21 protein-coding genes, 4 tRNA genes and 1 pseudogene are annotated in these 21,515 nt (G+C 58.5%); 18 read left to right on the plus strand and 8 right to left on the minus strand.

Features of this window, described 5'->3' with window-relative positions:
• Positions 1-167: 167 nt before the first annotated feature.
• The 10 genes from accD to Q8O96_RS02315 all read left to right on the plus strand — a co-directional run bounded on the left by accD (position 168) and on the right by Q8O96_RS02315 (position 7,767).
• Positions 168-1,088 carry an acetyl-CoA carboxylase, carboxyltransferase subunit beta gene (gene accD, locus Q8O96_RS02270; protein WP_060838410.1) on the plus strand — a complete coding sequence of 307 codons (921 nt, stop codon included), beginning with the start codon at positions 168-170 and terminating at the stop codon, positions 1,086-1,088.
• Positions 1,085-2,392, plus strand: coding sequence for a bifunctional tetrahydrofolate synthase/dihydrofolate synthase (gene folC / locus Q8O96_RS02275; protein WP_170002259.1), 1,308 nt, complete (start codon positions 1,085-1,087; stop codon positions 2,390-2,392). Before accD ends, folC begins: the two co-directional genes overlap by 4 nt.
• On the plus strand, positions 2,376-3,029 hold the full coding sequence (locus Q8O96_RS02280; protein WP_305948277.1) for an SPOR domain-containing protein: 654 nt from the start codon (positions 2,376-2,378) through the stop codon (positions 3,027-3,029). Before folC ends, Q8O96_RS02280 begins: the two co-directional genes overlap by 17 nt.
• A 98-nt stretch (positions 3,030-3,127) precedes the next feature.
• Positions 3,128-3,685, plus strand: coding sequence for a CvpA family protein (locus Q8O96_RS02285; RefSeq protein ID WP_305948278.1), 558 nt, complete (start codon positions 3,128-3,130; stop codon positions 3,683-3,685).
• Positions 3,686-3,726: 41 nt separating this feature from the next.
• Positions 3,727-5,232 carry an amidophosphoribosyltransferase gene (gene purF / locus Q8O96_RS02290; protein ID WP_102863649.1) on the plus strand — a complete coding sequence of 502 codons (1,506 nt, stop codon included), beginning with the start codon at positions 3,727-3,729 and terminating at the stop codon, positions 5,230-5,232.
• Between the two features lie 36 nt (positions 5,233-5,268).
• Positions 5,269-6,480 (plus strand): O-succinylhomoserine sulfhydrylase, encoded by a 1,212-nt coding sequence (locus Q8O96_RS02295; RefSeq protein ID WP_102863647.1) that lies wholly within the window; start codon positions 5,269-5,271, stop codon positions 6,478-6,480.
• On the plus strand, positions 6,477-7,253 hold the full coding sequence (locus Q8O96_RS02300; protein ID WP_102882498.1) for an SDR family oxidoreductase: 777 nt from the start codon (positions 6,477-6,479) through the stop codon (positions 7,251-7,253). The genes Q8O96_RS02295 and Q8O96_RS02300 overlap by 4 nt, the downstream gene beginning before the upstream one ends.
• Positions 7,254-7,378: 125 nt before the next feature.
• Positions 7,379-7,454 (plus strand) — tRNA-Val (locus Q8O96_RS02305).
• Positions 7,455-7,512: 58 nt separating this feature from the next.
• Positions 7,513-7,589: transfer RNA gene (locus Q8O96_RS02310), tRNA-Asp, on the plus strand.
• Between the two features lie 101 nt (positions 7,590-7,690).
• Positions 7,691-7,767 (plus strand) — tRNA-Asp (locus Q8O96_RS02315).
• Positions 7,768-7,974: 207 nt separating this feature from the next.
• Here the strand turns inward: Q8O96_RS02315 and Q8O96_RS02320 are convergent.
• The gene (locus tag Q8O96_RS02320) at positions 7,975-9,258 is read right to left on the minus strand and encodes an FAD-binding oxidoreductase (RefSeq protein WP_207167348.1); all 1,284 of its coding nucleotides are present in this window, start codon (positions 9,256-9,258) and stop codon (positions 7,975-7,977) included.
• A 187-nt stretch (positions 9,259-9,445) separates the two neighbouring features.
• On the opposite strand from Q8O96_RS02320, the gene Q8O96_RS02325 reads away from it, so the two are divergent.
• Positions 9,446-9,522: transfer RNA gene (locus tag Q8O96_RS02325), tRNA-Val, on the plus strand.
• Between the two features lie 184 nt (positions 9,523-9,706).
• Here Q8O96_RS02325 and Q8O96_RS02330 read toward each other — a convergent pair.
• The 3 genes and pseudogenes from Q8O96_RS02330 to Q8O96_RS02340 form a co-directional block, all read right to left on the minus strand.
• Positions 9,707-10,351, minus strand: a pseudogene (locus tag Q8O96_RS02330) (CatB-related O-acetyltransferase).
• Between the two features lie 184 nt (positions 10,352-10,535).
• On the minus strand, positions 10,536-11,153 hold the full coding sequence (gene prfH / locus Q8O96_RS02335) for a peptide chain release factor H (protein ID WP_221808759.1): 618 nt from the start codon (positions 11,151-11,153) through the stop codon (positions 10,536-10,538).
• Positions 11,153-12,286 (minus strand): RNA ligase RtcB family protein, encoded by a 1,134-nt coding sequence (locus Q8O96_RS02340; protein ID WP_250330803.1) that lies wholly within the window; start codon positions 12,284-12,286, stop codon positions 11,153-11,155. Before Q8O96_RS02340 ends, prfH begins: the two co-directional genes overlap by 1 nt.
• Positions 12,287-12,595: 309 nt before the next feature.
• Here Q8O96_RS02340 and Q8O96_RS02345 point away from each other — a divergent pair, with 309 nt between their 5' ends.
• The 4 genes from Q8O96_RS02345 to Q8O96_RS02360 all read left to right on the plus strand — a co-directional run bounded on the left by Q8O96_RS02345 (position 12,596) and on the right by Q8O96_RS02360 (position 16,099).
• Positions 12,596-12,946 (plus strand): hypothetical protein, encoded by a 351-nt coding sequence (locus tag Q8O96_RS02345; protein ID WP_102882495.1) that lies wholly within the window; start codon positions 12,596-12,598, stop codon positions 12,944-12,946.
• A 346-nt stretch (positions 12,947-13,292) separates the two neighbouring features.
• Complete coding sequence (locus Q8O96_RS02350) at positions 13,293-13,922, plus strand: lytic polysaccharide monooxygenase auxiliary activity family 9 protein (RefSeq protein WP_102863640.1); 630 nt, start codon at positions 13,293-13,295, stop codon at positions 13,920-13,922.
• 45 nt (positions 13,923-13,967) lie between these two features.
• Positions 13,968-15,434 (plus strand): carbohydrate-binding protein, encoded by a 1,467-nt coding sequence (locus Q8O96_RS02355; protein ID WP_371826152.1) that lies wholly within the window; start codon positions 13,968-13,970, stop codon positions 15,432-15,434.
• 233 nt (positions 15,435-15,667) lie between these two features.
• Positions 15,668-16,099: a VOC family protein gene (locus Q8O96_RS02360; protein WP_102863638.1), complete on the plus strand. Its 432-nt coding sequence runs from the start codon at positions 15,668-15,670 to the stop codon at positions 16,097-16,099.
• A 236-nt stretch (positions 16,100-16,335) separates the two neighbouring features.
• On the opposite strand, the gene csrA is transcribed toward Q8O96_RS02360, so the two are convergent.
• The gene (csrA, locus tag Q8O96_RS02365) at positions 16,336-16,530 is read right to left on the minus strand and encodes a carbon storage regulator CsrA (protein ID WP_007920550.1); all 195 of its coding nucleotides are present in this window, start codon (positions 16,528-16,530) and stop codon (positions 16,336-16,338) included.
• A gap of 264 nt (positions 16,531-16,794) precedes the next feature.
• Between csrA and Q8O96_RS02370 the strand changes: the two genes are divergently transcribed.
• Positions 16,795-17,151 (plus strand): penicillin-binding protein activator LpoB, encoded by a 357-nt coding sequence (locus Q8O96_RS02370; protein ID WP_102863637.1) that lies wholly within the window; start codon positions 16,795-16,797, stop codon positions 17,149-17,151.
• Positions 17,152-17,205: 54 nt separating this feature from the next.
• Here Q8O96_RS02370 and Q8O96_RS02375 read toward each other — a convergent pair whose 3' ends face one another.
• The 3 genes from Q8O96_RS02375 to Q8O96_RS02385 all read right to left on the minus strand — a co-directional run bounded on the left by Q8O96_RS02375 (position 17,206) and on the right by Q8O96_RS02385 (position 19,461).
• The gene (locus Q8O96_RS02375) at positions 17,206-17,895 is read right to left on the minus strand and encodes an endonuclease (RefSeq protein ID WP_207167351.1); all 690 of its coding nucleotides are present in this window, start codon (positions 17,893-17,895) and stop codon (positions 17,206-17,208) included.
• Between the two features lie 4 nt (positions 17,896-17,899).
• A complete protein-coding gene (locus Q8O96_RS02380) occupies positions 17,900-18,169 on the minus strand; it encodes a DUF1654 domain-containing protein (RefSeq protein ID WP_102863635.1) in 270 nt (89 codons plus the stop codon).
• Positions 18,170-18,372: 203 nt separating this feature from the next.
• Complete coding sequence (locus Q8O96_RS02385; RefSeq protein WP_110596810.1) at positions 18,373-19,461, minus strand: asparaginase; 1,089 nt, start codon at positions 19,459-19,461, stop codon at positions 18,373-18,375.
• 339 nt (positions 19,462-19,800) lie between these two features.
• On the opposite strand from Q8O96_RS02385, the gene Q8O96_RS02390 reads away from it, so the two are divergent.
• Positions 19,801-20,250 (plus strand): hypothetical protein, encoded by a 450-nt coding sequence (locus Q8O96_RS02390; protein WP_102863631.1) that lies wholly within the window; start codon positions 19,801-19,803, stop codon positions 20,248-20,250.
• Positions 20,251-20,533: 283 nt separating this feature from the next.
• Positions 20,534-21,490 (plus strand): sugar ABC transporter substrate-binding protein, encoded by a 957-nt coding sequence (locus tag Q8O96_RS02395; protein ID WP_102863630.1) that lies wholly within the window; start codon positions 20,534-20,536, stop codon positions 21,488-21,490.
• Positions 21,491-21,515 lie beyond the last annotated feature (25 nt).

Consider the following 21,515-nt stretch of genomic DNA (forward strand, 5'->3'; position numbering starts at 1 on the left):
ATTGCGGGTTGTCGGGATGGCTGAGGGGCGCTTCATTGCAGGCAGGTCGAGCCCGGTGCTGACCGCGGTAGCGAAGTGATCATCGCCGCACACATGAATTTAGCTCAAGGGCATACGCGGGGTTGCGAACCAGAGCGTTCGGGCCGCCGGTACTGGAGAAAGAAAGCATGAGCAACTGGTTAGTAGACAAACTGATCCCTTCGATCATGCGTTCCGAGGTGAAGAAAAGCTCGGTGCCCGAAGGTCTTTGGCACAAGTGTCCGTCCTGCGAGGCGGTGCTTTATCGTCCGGAGCTGGAAAAGACCCTGGATGTTTGCCCCAAGTGCAATCACCACATGCGCATCGGTGCTCGCGCCCGGATCGATATTTTCCTCGACGCCGAAGGTCGTGCCGAGCTGGGCGCTGACCTGGAGCCGGTTGACCGTCTGAAATTCCGTGACGGCAAGAAGTACAAGGACCGTCTGACAGCAGCGCAGAAGCAGACGGGCGAGAAGGACGCTCTGATCTCCATGAGTGGCACTCTGCTAGGCATGCCGGTCGTGGTCTCGGCCTTTGAGTTCTCCTTCATGGGCGGGTCCATGGGCGCCATCGTTGGCGAACGCTTTGTCCGCGCGGCCAACTACGCTCTGGAAAACCGTTGCCCAATGATCTGCTTCTCCGCCTCCGGTGGTGCGCGGATGCAGGAGGCGCTGATCTCCCTGATGCAGATGGCCAAGACCTCCGCCGTGCTGGCGCGCCTGCGTGAAGAAGGTATTCCATTCGTCTCCGTGCTGACCGACCCGGTCTACGGTGGTGTTTCCGCCAGTCTGGCGATGTTGGGTGATGTAATCGTCGCCGAGCCTAAAGCCCTGGTGGGCTTCGCGGGGCCGCGAGTGATCGAGCAGACCGTGCGGGAAAAACTGCCGGAAGGCTTCCAGCGCAGCGAATTCCTTCTGGAGCACGGTGCCATCGACATGATCATCTCCCGTCAGGAGCTGCGTCCGCGCCTGGGTAATCTGCTGGCCCAGCTCATGGGGCTGCCGACGCCTGAATTCGTGGCTGCTCCCGTTGAACCGATCGTGGTTCCGCCGGCTCCAGCAAACCTATGACCCAGCGTACCCTGGGCGATTGGCTCGCCTACCTTGAGCAGTTGCACCCTTCGGCCATCGATATGGGGCTTGAGCGCTCGCAGCAGGTAGTGGCCCGGATGGGGCTGGGCAAGCCGGCGCCTCGGGTCATCACAGTCACGGGTACCAATGGCAAGGGCTCTACTTGTGCCTTTGTCGCTTCCCTGTTGCGGGCTCAGGGCCTGCAGGTTGGGGTCTACAGCTCGCCGCACCTGCTGCGCTACAACGAACGGGTGCAGATCAATGGCGTTGAGGCCACTGATCAGCAACTGTGCGAGGCCTTTGTTGCGGTAGAGGCGGGGCGTGGTGATGTTTCCCTGACCTATTTCGAGATGGGCACCCTGGCGGCGTTCTGGCTGTTCCAGCGCGCGGCCCTGGATGCCGTAGTCCTGGAAGTGGGGCTGGGTGGGCGTCTGGATGCGGTCAATCTGGTGGATGCCGACCTGGCATTGGTCACCAGCATTGGTGTCGATCATATCGAGTACCTGGGGGATTCCCGGGAGTCCGTGGCTTTCGAGAAGGCTGGAATCTTCCGTGCCGGCGCTCCAGCTCTGTGTGGCGACCTGAATCCGCCGCAGCCTTTGCTGGACAAGGCGCGAGAGCTGGGTTGTCCGCTTTTTCTCCGGGGGCGAGATTTCGACCTCGGGCTCACCGAAGAATATTGGCAATGGCGTGGTCTGGATGCCCGGGGCAATCAGGTTGAGTTGCGGGATCTGCCGCTGCTCGATTTGCCCATGGAAAACGCGGCGTTGGCGTTGCAGGCCTACCTGCTTACCGGGTTGCCCTGGCAGCCTGAGCTGATCGGTGCAGCTCTGCAGCGGACCCGGGTGACCGGCCGTCTGGATCGTCGGCAGATCGAGTGGCAGGGCAAGCGTCTGAACCTGCTGCTGGATGTGGGGCACAATCCCCATGCCGCGCAGTATCTGGCTGAGCGCCTGGCGCGTCGACCCGTAGCCGGCAAGCGCCTGGCGGTATTCGGCCTGCTGGCAGACAAGGATCTGTCGGGAGTTGTCGGCAGTTTGCAGGCCTCGGTCCAGCACTGGGCGGTGGCTCCACTGGATTCGCCTCGGGCGCGTCCTGTTGAGGATCTGCAGGCCGCCTTGGAGAACCTTGGTGCTTCGGTAGCGTCTTATGCCAGTGTCGCAGCGGCGTTGGACGCGCAATGTGCGCAAGCGACTGCAGATGACGAAATTCTGCTGTTCGGATCTTTTTATTGTGTTGCCGAGGCGCTTGAGTGGCTCGCCCGGCGCTCCACGGAGGAAGCTGCACATGGCAATGCTGGATAAGGTCTACAAGCAGCGAATGGTTGGAGCGCTGGTGTTGGTGGCTTTGGCGGTGATTTTTCTGCCGATGCTGTTCTCGCGAGAGGATGAGCAGCGCCACGTAACGGTTGAAGCGCCGCCGGCGCCACAGGCCTCGACCATGCCTCAGGTTCAGGTTGAGCCGGTGGTGGTGCCTGAGTCCCAGGTATTGCCCCAGGAACCGGTGCCTGTCGAGGAGTCCGTGGTGCAGCAGGTTGCACCGTCGATGTCGATTGCTCCGAGTGCGCCAGCGGTTGCGCCAGCACCTGTAGTGGCCAGCAAGCCGGCGCCAGCGCCTAAGCCTGCCCCTGTGCCGGCCCCAGCCCAGCCGATTGCCGTAGCCAAGCCTGATACCAGTCAGAGTCGGATCGATGCCAATGGTCTGTCCATCAGCTGGTCGGTGCAGTTGGCCAGCCTGTCGAGCCGTGAAAGTGCGGAAAACCTGCAGAAAACCCTGCGCAGCCAGGGCTATAACGCATATATCCGTTCTGCTGAAGGCAAGAATCGGGTGTTTGTCGGGCCGTTGATCGAGCGGGCCGAGGCTGATCGTCTGCGTGACCTGTTGGGTCGTCAGCACAACCTCAAGGGGTTTGTGGTGCGCTTCCAGCCGGAGCGTGGCTGAGGCTATCTGGCTGATTTCAAAAGCACAGTGAATCGCAGCTTACCGACAGCCAAGCGCTCTGTTAAAATGCGCCGCCTTATCCGTCTGTAGGCTGCACTGTGCCATTTACCTGGGTTGACTGGGCGATCATTGCAATAATCGCCATCTCCGCTTTGATCAGCTTGAGCCGCGGTTTCGTCAAAGAAGCCTTGTCGTTGCTTACCTGGATCATCGCAGGAGTCGTTGCCTGGATGTTTGGTGGCTCACTGTCCGAGTACCTCGGCGGTTATATCGAAACTCCTTCGGCTCGCGTGATCGCGGGCTGCGCAATCATGTTTGTCGCCACCTTGCTGGTGGGGGCAATGGTCAACTATCTCATCGGCGAATTGATTCGTGTCACCGGTCTCTCCGGAACCGATCGATTTCTCGGCATGGCCTTCGGCGCGGCGCGTGGCGCGTTGCTGGTGGTCGTGGCCGTCGGGCTCTTGAGCCTGGGGCCGGTTCAGCAGGATTCCTGGTGGCAACAGTCGCGACTGGTGCCACAATTTCTATTGGTTGCAGACTGGTCCAAGAACCTCATTCTGGGGTGGAGCAGTCAGTGGCTGGCCAGCGGTATCAGCGTACCCGCTGAAATGCCGTTCAAGGAGCACCTCTTACCGGCCAAAACGCCTCAGTAAGATGTGTTCAGTTCAGTTTCATTAAGTAGGGGTTGCGTCGCATGTGTGGCATCGTCGGTATCGTCGGTAAGTCGAACGTCAATCAGGCGCTGTATGACGCGCTAACCGTCCTCCAGCACCGCGGCCAGGACGCTGCCGGTATCGTGACCAGCCATGATGGCCGGTTATTCCTGCGCAAGGACAATGGCCTGGTTCGTGATGTGTTCCAGCAGCGGCATATGCAGCGTCTGGTCGGTCACATGGGTATTGGCCATGTGCGTTACCCGACTGCGGGCAGTTCGACTTCGGCCGAGGCTCAGCCGTTCTACGTCAACTCGCCGTACGGCATCACCCTGGCGCACAACGGCAACCTGACCAATGTCGAGCAGTTGGCCAAAGAGATCTATGAGTCCGATCTGCGCCACGTCAACACCAACTCCGACTCCGAAGTGCTGCTCAACGTGTTCGCTCACGAGCTGGCCCAGCGCGGCAAGCTGCAGCCTACCGAGGAAGACGTGTTTGCTGCGGTGACTGACGTGCACAACCGCTGTGTCGGTGGTTACGCAGTGGTGGCCATGATCACCGGTTACGGCATCGTCGGTTTCCGTGATCCACACGGTATCCGTCCGATCGTCTTCGGCCAGCGTCATACCGACGAAGGCGTGGAGTACATGATTGCCTCGGAAAGCGTTTCCCTGGACGTGCTGGGCTTCACCCTGATTCGCGACCTGGCTCCGGGCGAGGCGGTCTACATCACTGAAGAAGGCAAACTCTACACCCGCCAGTGCGCCACCAACCCGCAGCTGACTCCGTGCATCTTCGAGCACGTTTATCTGGCTCGTCCTGACTCGATCATTGATGGTGTCTCGGTGTACAAGGCGCGTCTGCGTATGGGCGAGAAGTTGGCCGAGAAGATCCTGCGCGAGCGTCCGGAGCACGATATTGATGTGGTGATCCCGATTCCGGACACCAGTCGTACCGCGGCGTTGGAGTTGGCCAACCATCTGGGCGTCAAGTTCCGCGAAGGTTTCGTCAAGAACCGCTATATCGGTCGCACCTTCATCATGCCGGGGCAGGCGGCGCGGAAGAAATCCGTGCGTCAGAAACTCAATGCAATTGAGCTGGAATTCCGCGGCAAGAACGTGATGCTGGTGGATGACTCCATCGTCCGTGGCACCACCTGCAAGCAGATCATCCAGATGGCCCGTGAAGCCGGCGCGAAAAACGTCTACTTCTGCTCGGCGGCCCCTGCTGTACGCTATCCGAACGTGTACGGCATCGACATGCCAAGCGCCCATGAACTGATTGCCCACAATCGTTCGACCCAGGATGTGGCGGACCTGATCGGTGCCGACTGGCTGATCTATCAAGACTTGCCAGACCTGATCGAAGCGGTCGGTGGTGGCAAGATCAAGATCGAGAGCTTCGATTGCGCCGTGTTTGATGGCAAGTACGTCACTGGCGATGTGGATGAGGCCTATCTGAACAAGATCGAGGACGCTCGTAATGATGCTTCCAAGGCCAAGACTCAGGCAGTCAGCGCCATCATCGATCTGTACAACAACTGATCCAGAGCATTTAAGAAGACATTAGGAGTAGGCGGCATGAGTCAGGATTGGGATGCCGGTCGGCTGGACAGCGACCTTGAAGGCGTAGCGTTCGATACCCTGGCGGTGCGCGCCGGCCAACACCGCTCGCCGGAAGGCGAGCACGGTGATCCAATGTTCTTTACCTCCAGCTATGTGTTCCGTACAGCCGCCGATGCGGCTGCGCGGTTCGCCGGCGAGGTTCCTGGTAACGTCTATTCGCGCTACACCAATCCGACGGTGCGCTCGTTCGAAGAACGAATCGCGGCGCTGGAAGGTGCGGAGCAGGCAGTCGCCACGGCCACTGGCATGGCGGCCATTCTTTCGGTGGTGATGAGTCTTTGCAGTGCTGGAGACCACGTGCTGGTGTCGCGCAGTGTATTCGGCTCGACCATCAGCTTGTTCGAGAAGTACTTCAGGCGTTTTGGTGTTGAGGTTGATTACGTACCCCTGGCGGACCTGTCCGGCTGGGATGCGGCAATCAAGAGCAACACCAAATTGCTGTTTGTCGAGTCGCCATCCAATCCCTTGGCCGAGTTGGTGGACATCGCCGCACTGGCCGAGGTAGCTCATGCCAAGGGTGCGATGCTGGTGGTCGACAACTGTTTCTGTACCCCTGCGTTGCAGCAGCCGCTGAAGCTTGGCGCGGATGTGGTGGTGCATTCGGCGACCAAGTTCATTGACGGTCAGGGCCGTTGTATGGGCGGTGTGGTGGCCGGCCGCAGCGAACAAATGAAAGAAGTGGTGGGTTTCCTGCGTACTGCAGGGCCGACCCTGAGTCCGTTCAATGCTTGGATTTTCCTCAAGGGGCTGGAGACTCTGAGCTTGCGGATGCGTGCCCACTGCTCCAATGCCCTGGCCCTGGCGCAATGGCTGGAGCAGCAGGACGGTGTCGAGAAGGTGCACTATGCAGGTCTTGCCAGTCATCCGCAGCACGAGCTGGCCAAGCGCCAGCAGCGTGGTTTCGGTGCGGTGGTGAGCTTTGAGGTCAAGGGCGGTAAAGAGGGCGCCTGGCGCTTTATCGATGCCACTCGGCTGATTTCGATCACTGCCAACCTGGGCGACAGCAAAACCACTATTACCCATCCGAGCACCACTTCCCACGGGCGTCTGGCGCCTCAGGAGCGTGAGGCTGCGGGTATTCGTGACAGTCTGATCCGCATTGCGGTGGGGCTGGAGGATGTGGCTGACCTGCAGGCCGACCTGGCTCGCGGTCTGGCAGCCTTGTGATCGAGTTGTCCACGCCTCAGGGTGGCGTTAATGGTCGTGTTGCGCTGGTCACCGGCGCGGCGCGGGGCATTGGCCTGGGGATCGCTGCATGGCTGATCAGTGAAGGCTGGCAAGTGGTGCTGACCGATCTGGATCGGGAGCGCGGTTCCAAGGTTTCCAAGGTGCTGGGTGAGAATGCCTGGTTCATCACCATGGACGTGGCGGATGAGCAGCAGGTGGCTCAAGGGGTTGCCGAGGTGCTGGGGCAGTTCGGGCGCCTGGACGCCCTGGTCTGCAATGCTGCGGTGGCCGATCCGCACAACATCACCTTGGAAAGCCTGGACCTGGCCTACTGGAATCGGGTGCTGGCGGTGAATCTTGGCGGGCCTATGCTGCTGGCCAAGCATTGCGCGCCTTATCTGCGTGCCCATGGCGGTTCTATCGTCAACCTGGCTTCTACTCGTGCTCGGCAATCGGAGCCCGACAGTGAGGCCTATGCGGCGAGCAAGGGTGGTTTGCTGGCCTTGACTCACGCCCTGGCAATTAGCCTGGGGCCGGAAATTCGGGTCAACGCCGTGAGTCCTGGCTGGATCGACGCTCGTGATCCAGCGGTGCGACGTGCCGAGCCTTTGTCTGATGCTGATCACGCCCAGCATCCAGCGGGCAGGGTGGGGGCGGTTGAGGACGTGGCAGCGATGGTGGCTTGGCTGCTGTCGCGCAACTCGGGATTCGTTACTGGTCAAGAGTTCGTGGTGGACGGCGGCATGACCAAGAAAATGATTTATCAGGGATGATGCGGTCTTGGCTTTTGCCTGAGCCTCGCAGTGTGTCGCTTGCAGCTGTTTCTGAAAAAAACTTCAAGCCTGCTATTGACTTAGCTTCGGTACCTGCGTAAATTTCGCGGCCTCAGCGAAGCAAAGGGTGATTAGCTCAGCCGGGAGAGCATCTGCCTTACAAGCAGAGGGTCGGCGGTTCGATCCCGTCATCACCCACCATTGCTGAGAGTCTTTCGAGAGAAAGGCGGAAGCTTCCAGGGAAGCCTCCAACCGACGCGCAGCGGTAGTTCAGTCGGTTAGAATACCGGCCTGTCACGCCGGGGGTCGCGGGTTCGAGTCCCGTCCGCTGCGCCATATTTTCCAGATCAGGTTGACCTGGTTTGAGATTGAAAAGTCCAAAAGCTTTTTAGTCAGACGATTTAAACGGTTCACATGGACGCAAGTCCAAGCGATACGCAGCGGTAGTTCAGTCGGTTAGAATACCGGCCTGTCACGCCGGGGGTCGCGGGTTCGAGTCCCGTCCGCTGCGCCATATCAGTTTCAAGGACCACTGAACGCCTTGAAGCAACGAAGAAAGCCAAAGGCTTGATTCGCATAGATAGCAAAGACCCTGGTCGAAAGACCGGGGTTTTTTGTTTTTGCAATAAGCATGGCGCAGTTGTGCAATTTGAGTGGAAATGTCCGAGCATAAAAAAACCGCCTGTTGGGCGGTTTTTTATGGTGTCAGAAAGGCCGTTTATCAGAGGCCGAACTTGTCTCGTAGGCTGTAGTACCAGGCTCCTAGTGCAGTGAATGGAGTGCGTAGCAATTGGCCTCCAGGGAAAGGGTAGTGGGGTAGATCGGCGAAGGCGTCAAAACGCTCTGCCTGGCCTCTTAGGGCCTCTGCCAGGACCTTGCCCGCCAGGTGGGTATAGGTCACGCCGTGTCCACTGCAGCCCTGGGAGTAGTAGATGTTGTCTCCCAGACGGCCAACCTGTGGCAGGCGTGACAGGGTTAGCAGGAAGTTGCCGGTCCAGGCGTAGTCGATCTTCACGTTTTGCAGCTGCGGGAAGGCCTTGAGCATCTTCGGCCGGATGATCGCTTCGATATTGGCCGGGTCACGGGCGCCATACACTACTCCGCCGCCGAAGATCAGGCGCTTGTCGCCGGAGAGGCGGTAATAGTCCAGCAGGTAGTTGCAGTCCTCGACGCAGTAGTCCTGGGGCAGCAGGCTGGCTGCCAGCTCATCGCCCAAGGGTTCGGTAGTGATCACCTGGGTGCCGCACGGCATGGATTTGGCTGCCAGCTCCGGAATCAGGTTGCCCAGGTAGGCGTTGCCGGCGACGATGATGAACTTGGCGCGGACTTTACCCTGCGGGGTATGTACCACGGGGCTGGCGCCGCGCTCGATGCGTAGCGCTGGGGATTGTTCGTAAATGGTCCCGCCCAGGGATTCCACGGCAGCCGCTTCACCCAGGGCCAGGTTCAGCGGGTGGATGTGGCCGCCACTCATATCGAGCATGCCGCCCTTGTACTGGTCGCAGGCCACGACTTCACGAATCCGCCGCTCGTCCAGTAACTCCAGCTGAGTGTGGCCGTAGCGCTCCCAGAGACGCTTTTGCGACTCCAGGTGACCCATTTGCTTGTTGGTCAGTGCGGCAAACACGCCCCCGTCTTTCAGATCGCACTGGATCTGATACTTGGCGACGCGCTCGCGGATGATACGGCCGCCCTCGAATGCCATCTGACCCAGCAGTTGTGCTTGCTTGGGGCCGACAGTGCGTTCGATTACATCGATGTCGCGACTGTAGCTGTTGACGATCTGCCCGCCATTGCGCCCGGATGCACCGAAGCCGACCTTGGCGGCCTCGAGCACGGTCACCCGGAAGCCGTTTTCCAGAAGAAACAGGGCGCTGGACAGGCCCGTGTAACCTGCGCCTATCACGCAGACGTCGGTTTCAACCTCATCTTGCAACTGTGCGCGTTCCGGGGCCGCATTGGCGGAAGCAGCGTAATAAGACTGTGGGTAGGGAATGTTCGCCATCCTGCGACCTCATGTGTTTAATATATTTTACGAGTGCGTCGATGCTACCTGAGTTGAAAATCCGCTACCAGACAGGAAGAAAAACTTCTTCGTGGCCGCGAAATTAAAAAATTCGCATATTCATAGGCTTAGCTGCAAAAAAGGTGTTGACACCCCTTTGGAATTCCGTAGAATGCCGCCTCACAGCAGGCACGTAGCTCAGTTGGTTAGAGCACCACCTTGACATGGTGGGGGTCGTTGGTTCGAGTCCAATCGCGCCTACCAAACAAAATCCGCTCTGCTGGGCGGTCTAGAAGGGGTTCACCGAAAGGTGAGCCCCTTTTTGCTTTGGGCGTTTTAATTGTATTGCGAGGCGCTCTTCAGAACTTCGGTGCGATCTCTGTTTTTCCGCATGGCGCTTCTTGTCCTGATGGCGGCCGGAGTGAGCGGGCTGCTTGGGGATGTCGGGTCAGGGCGCTCGAACGAACTCCTTCCAGTGCTGAAACAACGCCGCGATATTGCTACTGGTCATCAGTTGCATTACCGCTTTTAACTGGTCGTCGCTCCAGTGCCTCCAGTGCCTCCACTGCATCGCCAGAAGCCTCTCGATGCTACGTTTGTCGAAGCGTTTACGGATCGTCTTGAAAGGACTGCCGCCGACGATTGCCTAAGGTTCGACATCTCGTGTCACCAGGTCGCGGGTGCCTATCACTGCACCGTCTCCGATTTTGATGCCGGGCATGACAACGGCTTCGGAACCCATCCAGACATCATTGCCGATCACCGTGTCCCCAGCGGCTTCGTAGCCGTTTTGCGCGCCTGTGAACGCAGGCTCCTCGGACATCCAATAGAAGGGGAAGGTGCTGATCCGCTCGTTCCTATGCCCTTGGTTGCCGGGCATTATGAATGCCGCCCCTGAGCCAATTGAGCAGAAGCTGCCGATAATCAGTTGGTCAGCGCCTTCATCATGAAGAAGGTAGTTTGCGCAGTCATTGAAGCTGTGATCGCGCTAGTAGCCTGAGTAGTAGCTGTAGCGGCCCACCTGGATATCCGGGTGGGTTACTTGCTGATCAAGGGGATGCCTTTGAAGGGGGCTTTCAAAATAGCTGTTAATCAAGGTTTTTACTCCGTGTCTTCAATTGTCCTGGTCGTTGCCGTCCACGGTTCTTTTTGTGGGTGGCGGTCCTGTTGGCGAGCGGGTTGAGGATTTTTTACGTGCGGTTCCCTGTTTGCGCAGGCGAAGCTCGCCAACTTCTGGTGCAGGGAGCCGTCGTGATGGCCGGCTCCCGTGCCGGGGGTCAGTCTTGGGCTATGAACGCGTTGCCGTTGAAACGGCGTACCGGGTTGCCGCGCTCCACTCGGTGATGGGCGTCGCGGCGTTGCAGACGCAGTGCTTCCTCGGATTGCTGTTGCCGATCCGCCAGGCGCTGCTGGATCAGCAGGCGAGCAACGCGCTTGTTGTCGTGCTGACTGCGTTCGGACTGCACTTTCACGCTGATTCCAGTTGCCAGGTGCGTGGCACGCACTGCGGAGTCGGTGGTGTTCACGTGTTGTCCGCCCGGACCTGATGCACGCATGGCTTCAAAGCGGATTTCGCCGTCCATGCTGTCTTGTGGAGCCTTGAACAGTTGCCCGGCGAAATACCAGTTCTTGCGTTTGTGTCCAGGGCGACACGGGCTTTTGCAGGTCCAGAGCAGGGTGCCTGTCCAGCGTTCAGCCAGTCTTGCAGCCTGTTCGCCATCAAGGCTGATCAGGACCGACTTGTGGGTGTCCCGGGTTTGGCCGGGTACCTGCTCGACCAGGCTGGTACGTACGCCTTGTGCCTCGGCTTCGCGATACAGGAGGCGCAAGGCCTTGGTCACCGCCAGCTCGCACTCGGCAGGCCCCTGGGCAGAGGACAGCTGTAACAGCAGCATCAGCAGCACCCCCGGCGTTTGTAAGTCAGTACCGGCTTGAGCCGGGCGATGACCTTTACCAGGCCGGCGTCCCGTAGGCTGCCCACTACGCTGTCGATGCTCTTGTAGGCTTCGGGCGCTTCCTCGTACATCAATCCGCGGTCTTCGCAGATCACTCGGCTGCCCAGTTGCGTGCGCTTGAGCTGGTCGAAACTGAATCGGGTCGCCAGCCGGCCCTTGCAGTCGCTGCGCAGCCATTTGCGTCCGGCGCCGTGGGCCAGGGAGAACAGGCTGACAGGCGTCGGAGTGGGCTGTACCAGGTAGCTGTAGTCACCGCGGGAGCCCGGAATGACCACTGGACCCTGGTCCGATGGTGTGGCGCCCTTGCGATGCAGCCAGCCCTCGACGCCATCGATATTCGCCGGGGACACCAGGTTGTGGTTGATGTCCAGAGCGGCGTGCCCCTTGGCTCGCAGGTTGTGCAGCAGGCGTTCGGCAATCAGTCGTCGGTTGGCTTCGGCGAAGCGCAGGGCCTCATCATGCTCTTGCAAGTACTGGGCGCCAGCGGCGCTGGTCATCTCCAGGCCGTTGTGCCCGTGCTGATCCACATGGCGCCGCAGTATGGCCTCTCCCAGGCCGCGAGAGCCGCTATGCACCAGCAGCAACAAGGCTTTCGGATTCAGTTCCAGAGCCAGCAGGGCTGCGGTGTCGTACACCTGATCGAGCTGTTGCAACTCGGCGAAGTGATTGCCGCCGCCAATGGTGCCCAGTGAGTGCTCGTGACCGGTGAGGGGCAGGCCCAGCTGGGCACGTTCTTCATCCCACTGTTCATCCAGAGGGAGATCGATATTGCCGATTTTCTTTTCCAGCTTGTCCAGATTGAGGCGGCTGCTGGAGAGGTCGGTTTGCCACAGCGCCATGCCGCAGCCGATGTCGTTGCCCACCAGTGCCGGATAGGCCACCTCAGTGGAAAAAAATGCTGCACCCACCGGGTAGCCTCGGCCTGGGTGCAGGTCAGGCATGCCGACGACCTGGCGCATGCCGGGTAGTTGGGCGGTGGTGTGCAGTTGCTGGAGCGCTTTGTCTTCGATCCAGGTGGTGTCGGAGGCGATAAGAGAGACGCCATTCGACAAATGACGGATGCAAGTGTCCATGTCCAATTCCTGATTGGAAAAAAATATTCAGGTAGTGGCAGGACGGAGCGGGGTTAAGCGAAGGCGCTAACGGGTAGCGGATACAGCGTTTAAACCAGGCACGTCCTGCAAGGGGTGATCAGCTGTTGCATGGTGGATCTCCTTGGCAAAAGTGTGGGAAGGGGCGCGAAGGTTAATCCTTTGCCTGAGGCCTTGCAATGGGGTTTGTAAACAAAAGGCAATTGGCATTGTGGCTTCTTTTTTTCTGCTCAAACGCCTTTTCTCCGCCGTGTGAGCGATACTCTCGCGTTTTATGGACGAGGTGGCAGCATGCGGGTTTTGATGGCGGTGATGGTTGCGGTGTTGTTGGCCGGCTGTGCAAGTTCCACCATGGACGATGCCCGGACAAGAACGCCCAACAAGACCCTGACCTCGGCCAAGGCCGATCAGCTGGTGGCGCAATGCGTACAGTTCGCCTGGCAGGATGAGGCGGTCTTTGGTGTGGATGCGGCTGCCTACCTGCAAGCTGGCAAGGTAGGCGGATATACGGTGTATACCCGTGCAGCTGAAGTCTTCGTGGATATCAAGGCCGAGCCCTCGGGCACCGCTGTCCACTATTACGCGATCGAGGACAGCTCTGTTTCGAAGCGTCGATTGGCCGCGTTGGCGACCTGTCTGTAAGCCCAGACAGCGCTTCAGGTGTAGGCGTTCAGCCTTTCTGTCAGCAAACCCGGCAATCGCCGGGTTTTGTTGTTTCTGGGTGCCGTGTTTTCAACGCAAGTTGTATGGCTTGATATTTTCTCTCGGCAGAAAGTATGAGTTTTAGTGTAGAAAAGCGTGTAATACATTGACTCTTTAAAGTGTCAGTTCAAACAAAGAAGTCTAGTGTTTAATAGGGCTGGCGCTGAATTGTGTAAATTGTTCTGGATGGTTAGTTTGTGATGTGGTGAAAAAAATCGAGAAAAGTGCGCTAAGTTAAAGGTGCTCAACAAGGAGCAAGACTTACTTAATCAATGGAGTGAAAGATATGAACAAGCCACAAGCTCAAGTTAAACATGGTCGCGTTGTTTCGCCTTCCAGTCGTGGTGCGGTTGCTGTAGAGCTGGGATTGCTGGGAACCTGGCAGGTGAATGAGATGGAAGGCGGGAAAAACTTTCCGGCTCTGACCGCCGGGCCTTTCCCGAAACCTTACGACAGCGATGTCGGGAGCGCGGTACCTCCCGCAGATGGCCACATTCTCAGTGGTGGCAAGGTGGATGAGCGCGACTGCATCAACTTCACCAACGAGGAAATGTCGAAGAAAATCAATCGTGCCTTCAGCTGGCCGCTGCTCAATGTGGACCCCGGTCAGGTGTTCCGGGTGCAATGGGAGTACACCGCGCCCCACGTCACTCGTGGCTACAGCTGGTTCATCACTAAAGATGGTTGGGACCCGAAGCAACGCATCAGCCGCGCACAACTGGAACCTCAGGCTTTTTATCAGGATTTTTATACCGAAGTTCCATTCGACAAGTTTGGCTCGGTATTGAAGGCCAAGACTAATCATGAAGTTGTGCTGCCAAAAAACAAGAAAGGCCACCATGTTGTGGTGCTGGTGTGGGTTGTCGCCAATACCGGAAACGGATTTTATCAGGCCTTCGATCTGGACTTCAAGTAAGTCTCGGTCGTGCAGCCCCCTTTAACAGTTCTGAAGGATTAGAGCGTGAATAAAATCGATTTTGCATTAAACAAGAGTCAAGCTGCCGATGCGGCCGCCATGATGCCGAGCATTGCCGGCAAGAAGATCCTCATGGGCTTCTGGCATAACTGGGCCGCCGGTTCTGCCGACGGTTATCAGCAGGGGCAATTTGCCAATCTGAGCCTGCTGGATGTCCCCAAGGAGTACAACGTGGTGGCGGTGGCCTTCATGAAGGGCAACGGCATTCCCACCTTCAAGCCCTACAACCTCTCGGACGCCGAGTTCCGGCGTCAGGTCGGTGTGCTCAACAGCCAGGGGCGCGTCGTGCTGATTTCCCTGGGTGGTGCCGATGCGCATATTGAGTTGCGCAAGGGCGACGAGCAGCCTTTGGCCAACGAAATCATCCGTCTGGTGGAGACTTACGGCTTCGATGGCCTGGATATCGATCTGGAGCAGAGTGCAATCGACTATGCCGACAACAAGAGTGTGTTGCCGGCAGCCTTGAAGCTGGTGAAGGATCACTATGCCGGTCAGGGCAAGCATTTCATCATCAGCATGGCGCCGGAGTTTCCGTACCTGACCAGCAATGGCAAGTACGTGGCTTACCTGCAAGCCCTGGAGGGCTACTACGACTTTGTCGCGCCGCAATACTACAACCAGGGTGGCGATGGACTCTGGGTGCCGGAGGCTAATGGCGGGCAGGGCGCCTGGATTGCCCAGAACAATGATCAGATGAAGGAGGACTTCCTGTTCTACCTGACCGACAGCCTGGCTTCGGGCTCTCGCGGTTACACCCGGATTGCGGCGGACAAGCTGGCAATCGGCTTGCCCAGCAACGTCGATGCCGCGGCCACGGGCTATGTCATCGATCCCGCGGCTGTGAGTAATGCGTTCAAGCGGCTGCAGAATGCTGGTCATGCCATCAAGGGCTTGATGACCTGGTCGGTGAACTGGGATGCCGGAGTCAGTCGGCAAGGCGTGCCGTACAACTGGGAGTTCCGCAACCGTTATGCGCCGTTGATCCATGGCGATGGCGCAGAGCCCGAGCGTCCCGGAGCACCTGGCAACCTGCAGGTGCTGGGAGCCACTCGTAGCAGTGTCACCTTGAGCTGGGGCGCCTCCAGTGGTGTGCGCCCGGTGGAGTTCTACACCCTGTATCGCGATGGCAATGCGGTGGGCCAGGCGACTTCCCTGGGCTTCGAAGACAAGGGGCTGAGTGCCGATACCCAGTACAGTTACTTCGTCACGGCCACTGATACTCAGGGTCGTGAATCGTTGCCCAGTCGCAGCCTGAGTGTCAGGACCGCGGGTGGCGCCGTCGATCCGAGCTTTCCTGAGTGGAGTAGCAGTCAACGCTATCTCCGGGATGACGGAGTGAGCTACGAGGGCAATCACTATCTCTGCCTTCAAGAGCACACTTCAAACCCGGCATGGACGCCCTCCGTGGCCTTCACCCTGTGGAGCAAGGTGTTGCTGGAGCGTCATGGCTGAACAGTGACGTCGTTGTTTTTCTCAACGGCAAGGCGGCCCGCACGGATGTTGTCGATCCGAATGCGGGTCGCCTTTTCTTTCTGAAGGCTGTCCATGGATGATCGGCTGCAGGTGGATGGGCGTGGCGCCTGGTGTGGCATTGGCTCAGTTGTAATCATTGGTAAGCGGGGCTGCACTTGGGATCGGCTTGGGCGTAGTCTCGCGGCTCGATCAATGAGCAATGGACTTTTGCCATGTTTCAAATGAATAACCTGGTTCCGGAAATGCTGGTCACGGACTTGGAGCGCAGTCTGATTTTTTATCGCGATACCCTCGGTTTCAAGGTGGAGTATCAGCGTCCGGAACACTTCTTTGCCTTTCTTTCCTTCAACGGCGCTCAGTTGATGCTGGAGCAGGATGATCAGGAGGAATCAGAGTGGCGCGTCGGCCCCTTGCAGGCGCCTTTTGGCCGAGGCATGAACTTGTCCATCGAGTGCCCGGACATTCGCCAGATGGCTGCCGCTCTGGCGCATGCCGGTATCGTCCTGCGCAGGGAAATCCAGGAGTGCTGGTACCGGCATGATGAGTTACTGCATGGTGAGTTGAACCTGCTGGTGCTTGATCCGGACGGCTACCTGCTGCGGTTCACTGAGGATCTGGGGTTCAAGCCAGCGGTCAGCGCCTGACCGCCGAGCCCGGGTGCGACGCCTGTATTGCTGAGGCGCCGCGTACCGGGAGGCCGCGGTTGGTACTTGCCAGAAAAGGGCATAGTCAGTGCTAGACGACAATCCAGTGGGCGGGAATCTGTTATAGCCGCAATCCGGTCAGGGCATGCAGGTGTTCTGTAGGAGAGGTTCAAGACAAATAGGGCACGCGCCGCGCCAGCTGTTGGGCACAGGCAGGGAGCGGGTGCTCATTGGATTCATGGGGTTTCGCGTTTGTCCGGGGCGGTCAGTCCGGCTTGAATGCGTTGATAGATTTCCTCGCGGTGTACCGCGACGTCTTTTGGCGCGTTGATACCGATGCGGACCTGTTGGCCGCTGACGCCGAGAATGGTGATCGTAATGTCGTCACCGATGTTTATGCTTTCACCGACTTTGCGGGTGAGTATCAGCATGATCTTCTCCTTGATGGCTTTGTAGAGCACCAGATTCAAACAGTGCAGAGGTCGGTCTTAGGTATAGATTAGTGCGAAGTTCCACTGAGTGGGTGCCTCTTTCTGACGCGCAGACGATCTATTAATTCCCAAGGCGCAACTATACAGAGGCAATAAATATCATTCTTCCTGTTTCGGCCTGATTTTGTGACGAGGTCTCTTTTGTCTTGAGTGCTAAAATCGCCGCCTCAGACTTTCTAGGGGTAGGTTGTGCGCACAGTAGCGATGATGATGGCGGTGTTGGCGTTGGCCGGTTGCGGTGAAGGCAAGCCAGTCGAGGCGAACAAGAGCGCTTTGGCGACGACGCAGGTTCAGCCGGTTCAGGCTTCTACCGCGCCGCAGTGGGATGTGTGGGTGGGCAGCGAACTGCCCCTGGCGGTCAGTGATCTCACAGGTTGGCTGATCGAGCACGGGATCATGTCCAATGTGGTGACCGTGGAAGGCAAGAAGCGGGTGCTGCTCGGGCCTTTTGCGTCCCAGGCCGAGGCCGAGGCAAAAAAGACCGAAGTGGTCGAGAAACTCATCAAGGCCAAGAAGCGTGACATCGATGTCACGGTTATCGAGCACCAGGCTGCACAGTAAGTAAGTCTGCTCCCGCCTTATCGAGAGGCGCCCACATCAAGGGGCGCCTCTGGGTCAGCCGCAGGCCTTGAGGTTGACGCTTCCGACAAACTCGTTCCCACGCCCCATCACACAGGCCACGCTCTGATTGCGTTGGCGCTCCCAATCCTGCACCGGATAGGTTTTGTTCCAGGCTTCGAAGAGCTGTCGATCCTGTTTCGACAGGCGCAGACCGTATTGCTTGCTCATGTAGAAGTAGGTGCGGGCGATCATGCCGCGAATCGAGGGGCGGGGCATGACTTTCTTGGCCTTGAAATCCACCTGGGTCAGGCATGAGCCATATTGCCCGGATTGCTCCGGCAGCCAGCCGAAACTGAAGTTGCTGCGGTCGCCATTCACTTCGCCAATGCTTGGTACCAGGTTATGCAAGTCCGCTTCGGCCCGCTGATAGACCGGGTCGGTACGGGTGCAATTCTTGCGCCCGCCTTGCTGCCAGCATTGGCGCTGATGACCGATCTGCCAGGCCGGCACTATGTGTTCCCATTCGATGCGCTCCGCACGCTTGGCGTTCTTGCGCGGTATATAGCCGCAAGCGGCGAGGTTTATCCGGTTGCCGTTGTACTTGCAGCCGCAGTAGAACTCGGTTGATTGGGGGGCATAGAGTTTCCAGGCGACTTTCTTGGCTTCGCTGAAGGTGCGTGGGGCATCGGCTTGGGCGGTGAAGGTGACGAAAAACAGCAGTACGGCAAAACAACGGACACTCATCAACTCAGTCTTCCTTCGGTACGACCCAGAAAATTTGCACGCCACCATCGTCGCGATAGGCGAGGGTGACGTTGTCGTTCTCGGCGATTTCCTCCAGCAGGCGTTCCCACTCGTCCTGGGGCTCATCGGCAAGGCGGAAGATCAGGGCTGCCTTGGCTTTCTGTGCGGTAGGGGAGTTGATGATTTTCTGGATGCGTACACCCAGGCGTTCGTAGGAGCTGAGGGGCGTTTGGGTCGTGGCCACGGAACAATCCTTAATAAGCTGTACGTGTATACAGTATTTAACTGTAGGACATTTCGCAACTGCTTAAGATTCAAGAAGTTCCTCTGACCATGCTTTACGCATTTGTCTCACGGATGAGGGAGATTTTTTACGGGGGAGGGCGCGACGAGGCTGTTAGGCGGGGGCGGAACCACTCGCCTGGATGGGCGAGTGGTTGAAGCCTGCTCGACCGGAGTCGGTCGAGCGGAGGGCTGTCAGTATTCCCAGAACATGCGTTGCAGTTCTTTGCTGTCCTGAGTTTTGGTCAGAGCGACCATGGCCAGGATGCGGGCTTTTTGCGGGTTCAGGTCGTGAGCCACGACCCAGTCGTTCTTGTCGTCAGGCTGTTCAGCGTTGCGCAGTACGAAGCCGCCAGCATTGACGTGGGAAGAACGAATGATCTGCACGCCGTTCTTGCGCAGCTCTTGCAAGGCTGGCACTACGCGGGAGGACACGGAGCCGTTGCCGGTACCGGCATGGATGATGGCTTTTGCACCACCTTGTGCCAGGGCCTTGTAAGCGGTGTCGCTGACGTTGCCGTAGCCGTAGGCGATTTCTACGTCAGGCAGGCTCTTGATGTTCTTGATGTCGAATTCCGAATCCATGGTGTGACGCTTGGCAGGCAGGCGGAACCAGTAGGATTTGCCTTCCACTACCATGCCCAGTGGGCCCCATGGGCTCTTGAAGGCTTCGGTCTTGATGTTGATCATCTTGCTGACATCGCGACCGGACTGGATTTCATCGTTCATGGTGACCAGCACGCCTTTACCGCGGGCGTTCTTGCTGCCGGCTACGGCTACTGCGTTGTACAGGTTGAGCATGCCGTCGGCCGACATGGCGGTGCCTGGGCGCATGGAGCCGACGACCACGATCGGCTTGTCGGTCTTTTCTACCAGGTTGAGGAAGTAGGCGGTTTCTTCCAGGGTGTCGGTGCCGTGGGTGATGACGATGCCATCGACGTCTTTGCTGTCGGCCAGTTCGGCAACGCGGCGACCCAGTTGCAGCAGGTTTTCGTTGGTGATGCTTTCCGAAGCGATCTGCATGACTTGCTCGCCACGCACATTGGCCAGTTGGCTCAGCTCGGGGATGCCGGCGATCAGTTGTTCGATGCCGACTTTGGCTGCTTGGTAGGTGGCGCTGTTCGCGGCACTGGCGCCGGCGCCGGCGATGGTGCCACCGGTAGCAAGGACCACAACGTTGGCGAGTTTCTGTTGGGTTTCAGCTTCTTTGGCCTGCACAGCTGCGGGCAGAAGCAGGAGGAGGGCCAAAGCGCCCGGAACGAAGGTTTTGAAGGCAGATTTCATTATTTTCTCTCTAGTAGTGAGACGGTGCTGATGCAGGTTCATCTAGAAACACCCCGATCGCAGATCTGTATGCGGTGAGGCGGTGAGGGTTGAGCAGGATCTGTACCAGCGCTACCTTGGTCCGATAAGTATTTTAAGTTACTGATTTATATCAACTTTATTCATTTTTCTGACGGCGATGGAGTGGTGTGTGTCCGGGTTTCCGAACGTTTGCGTGGCTAGGCGTTCGGCAATCCGAAAATGCCCGTCAGCGGTTTGGTGAAAAGGGGCAGGGGCGGTCATTAAAGAATGTCGCGAGACGGTCGATGACCCGACAGGATCTTTTTTTCAGGAGTTCATATGTCTCTGTCAGTCGGATTTCCTGGCGCAGGAGCGATTTTGATCAATGGCAAGTCACCGGCGACCATTGATGCGTTGAGTAACGCCACTGCCGAGGAGGCGTCCACGGCGCTGGGCACCGATGAGTCGGACACCCTCCGGGTGGGTTCCGGCAAGCAGGCGGAAAAGTCCGAAGCCGCAGACTCGGGTGGAGATAATCAGAGCATCGTCGTCAAGATGCTGCTCAAGCGTATGCAAGAGTTGCAGGAGCAGCTCAAGCAGCAGCAACAGCAACTGGCTGCCGCCCAGGCCGCCGACTATCCGACCCCTGAAGCCAAGCAGACCGTGGTGATGGGCCTTCAAGGGCAGATCGCCCAGACCAACGGGGCCCTGGCCGAGGTATCGGGCAATCTGGTCCGTGAGCTGGCCAAGGACTCCTCCTCGGGCGGCCTGGTAAACACCACCGCATGACCCTCTGAGCCTGTTCGACGCTACGGTGCGGACAGGTTTCTCCTCTCCAGCAGTGGGGTTTTTGCCCCCTGTCTGTCTGCTTTTTCCAGACACTGATCGGCGTTGACAAACTCTGGCTAGGTTCGCATAGTTCGTTTTACGCAAACGTTTGCGCGGCCTTTGGACAACGACAATCGTCTATCTTTCCAAAGTGCGGCACCGGCCTCCCATCCCTGCTGATGACGGCCTGCTCACCCTGCCGTGCGGACGCTGCTCACAATAATCATAAGATCGGAGTGAATTCATGAAGCTGCCCTTCGCTGGACGTCTACTCGCTGTTGCTGTTCTGGCTGCTGCATCCGCTGCCCTCCCTCTCTCTTCGGCCCATGCCGACACCGCGCAGAAACCCAAGGTCGCCCTGGTCATGAAGTCCCTGGCCAACGAGTTCTTCCTGACCATGGAAGACGGCGCCAAGGCTTATCAGAAAGAGCATTCCGCCGATTTCGAGCTGGTGTCCAACGGCATCAAGGACGAAACCGATACCGCCAACCAGATCCGCATCGTTGAGCAAATGATCGTCTCCAAGGTCAATGCCCTGGTGATTGCACCCGCCGACTCCAAGGCCATGGTGCCAGTGATCAAGAAGGCGGTGGATGCCGGGATCACCGTGATCAATATCGACAACCAACTCGATCCCGGTGTGCTGAAAAGCAAGAACATCAGCGTACCTTTCGTGGGGCCGGACAACCGCAAGGGGGCTCGCCTGGTGGGTGAGTACCTGGCCAAGCAACTGAAGGCCGGCGACGAAGTGGGGATCATCGAAGGGGTCTCCACCACCACTAACGCACAGCAGCGCACCGCTGGCTTCAAGGACGCGATGGACGCCGCGCAGATCAAGGTGGTCTCGCTGCAATCCGGCGACTGGGAAATCAACGCAGGCAACCGTGTGGCCTCGGCGATGCTCAGCGAGTACCCGAATCTCAAGGCATTGCTGGCCGGTAACGACAGCATGGCAGTGGGGGCGGTTTCCGCCGTGCGGGCCGCCGGTAAGGCAGGCAAGGTCCAGGTAGTGGGCTACGACAATATCAACGCCATCAAACCCATGCTCAAGGATGGCCGGGTCCTGGCCACTGCCGACCAGTTCGCTGCCAAGCAGGCGGTGTTCGGCATCGAGACCGCGCTGAAGATCCTCAAGGGCGAGAAAGTCGACAGCGGTGCCAACGGTGTGATCGAAACTCCAGTTGAGCTGGTCACCAAGTAGTCCTTCCGGCGGCACAACGGCGCTC

Origin of the sequence: Pseudomonas sp. LPH60, assembly GCF_030718165.1 — a bacterium.
Classification (GTDB): domain Bacteria; phylum Pseudomonadota; class Gammaproteobacteria; order Pseudomonadales; family Pseudomonadaceae; genus Aquipseudomonas; species Aquipseudomonas danubii.

Excerpts from the sequence above, each read along its gene's own strand:
- accD (WP_060838410.1), top strand. The coding sequence starts at position 168 with ATGAGCAACTGGTTAGTAGACAAACTGATCCCTTCGATCATGCGTTCC.
- folC (WP_170002259.1), top strand. The coding sequence starts at position 1,085 with ATGACCCAGCGTACCCTGGGCGATTGGCTCGCCTACCTTGAGCAGTTG.
- Q8O96_RS02280 (WP_305948277.1), top strand. The coding sequence starts at position 2,376 with ATGGCAATGCTGGATAAGGTCTACAAGCAGCGAATGGTTGGAGCGCTG.
- purF (WP_102863649.1), top strand. The coding sequence starts at position 3,727 with ATGTGTGGCATCGTCGGTATCGTCGGTAAGTCGAACGTCAATCAGGCG.
- Q8O96_RS02295 (WP_102863647.1), top strand. The coding sequence starts at position 5,269 with ATGAGTCAGGATTGGGATGCCGGTCGGCTGGACAGCGACCTTGAAGGC.
- Q8O96_RS02320 (WP_207167348.1), bottom strand. The coding sequence starts at position 9,258 with ATGGCGAACATTCCCTACCCACAGTCTTATTACGCTGCTTCCGCCAAT.
- prfH (WP_221808759.1), bottom strand. The coding sequence starts at position 11,153 with ATGCTGCTGTTACAGCTGTCCTCTGCCCAGGGGCCTGCCGAGTGCGAG.
- Q8O96_RS02340 (WP_250330803.1), bottom strand. The coding sequence starts at position 12,286 with ATGGACACTTGCATCCGTCATTTGTCGAATGGCGTCTCTCTTATCGCC.
- Q8O96_RS02345 (WP_102882495.1), top strand. The coding sequence starts at position 12,596 with ATGCGGGTTTTGATGGCGGTGATGGTTGCGGTGTTGTTGGCCGGCTGT.
- Q8O96_RS02350 (WP_102863640.1), top strand. The coding sequence starts at position 13,293 with ATGAACAAGCCACAAGCTCAAGTTAAACATGGTCGCGTTGTTTCGCCT.
- Q8O96_RS02360 (WP_102863638.1), top strand. The coding sequence starts at position 15,668 with ATGTTTCAAATGAATAACCTGGTTCCGGAAATGCTGGTCACGGACTTG.
- csrA (WP_007920550.1), bottom strand. The coding sequence starts at position 16,530 with ATGCTGATACTCACCCGCAAAGTCGGTGAAAGCATAAACATCGGTGAC.
- Q8O96_RS02370 (WP_102863637.1), top strand. The coding sequence starts at position 16,795 with ATGATGATGGCGGTGTTGGCGTTGGCCGGTTGCGGTGAAGGCAAGCCA.
- Q8O96_RS02375 (WP_207167351.1), bottom strand. The coding sequence starts at position 17,895 with ATGAGTGTCCGTTGTTTTGCCGTACTGCTGTTTTTCGTCACCTTCACC.
- Q8O96_RS02385 (WP_110596810.1), bottom strand. The coding sequence starts at position 19,461 with ATGAAATCTGCCTTCAAAACCTTCGTTCCGGGCGCTTTGGCCCTCCTC.
- Q8O96_RS02390 (WP_102863631.1), top strand. The coding sequence starts at position 19,801 with ATGTCTCTGTCAGTCGGATTTCCTGGCGCAGGAGCGATTTTGATCAAT.
- Q8O96_RS02395 (WP_102863630.1), top strand. The coding sequence starts at position 20,534 with ATGAAGCTGCCCTTCGCTGGACGTCTACTCGCTGTTGCTGTTCTGGCT.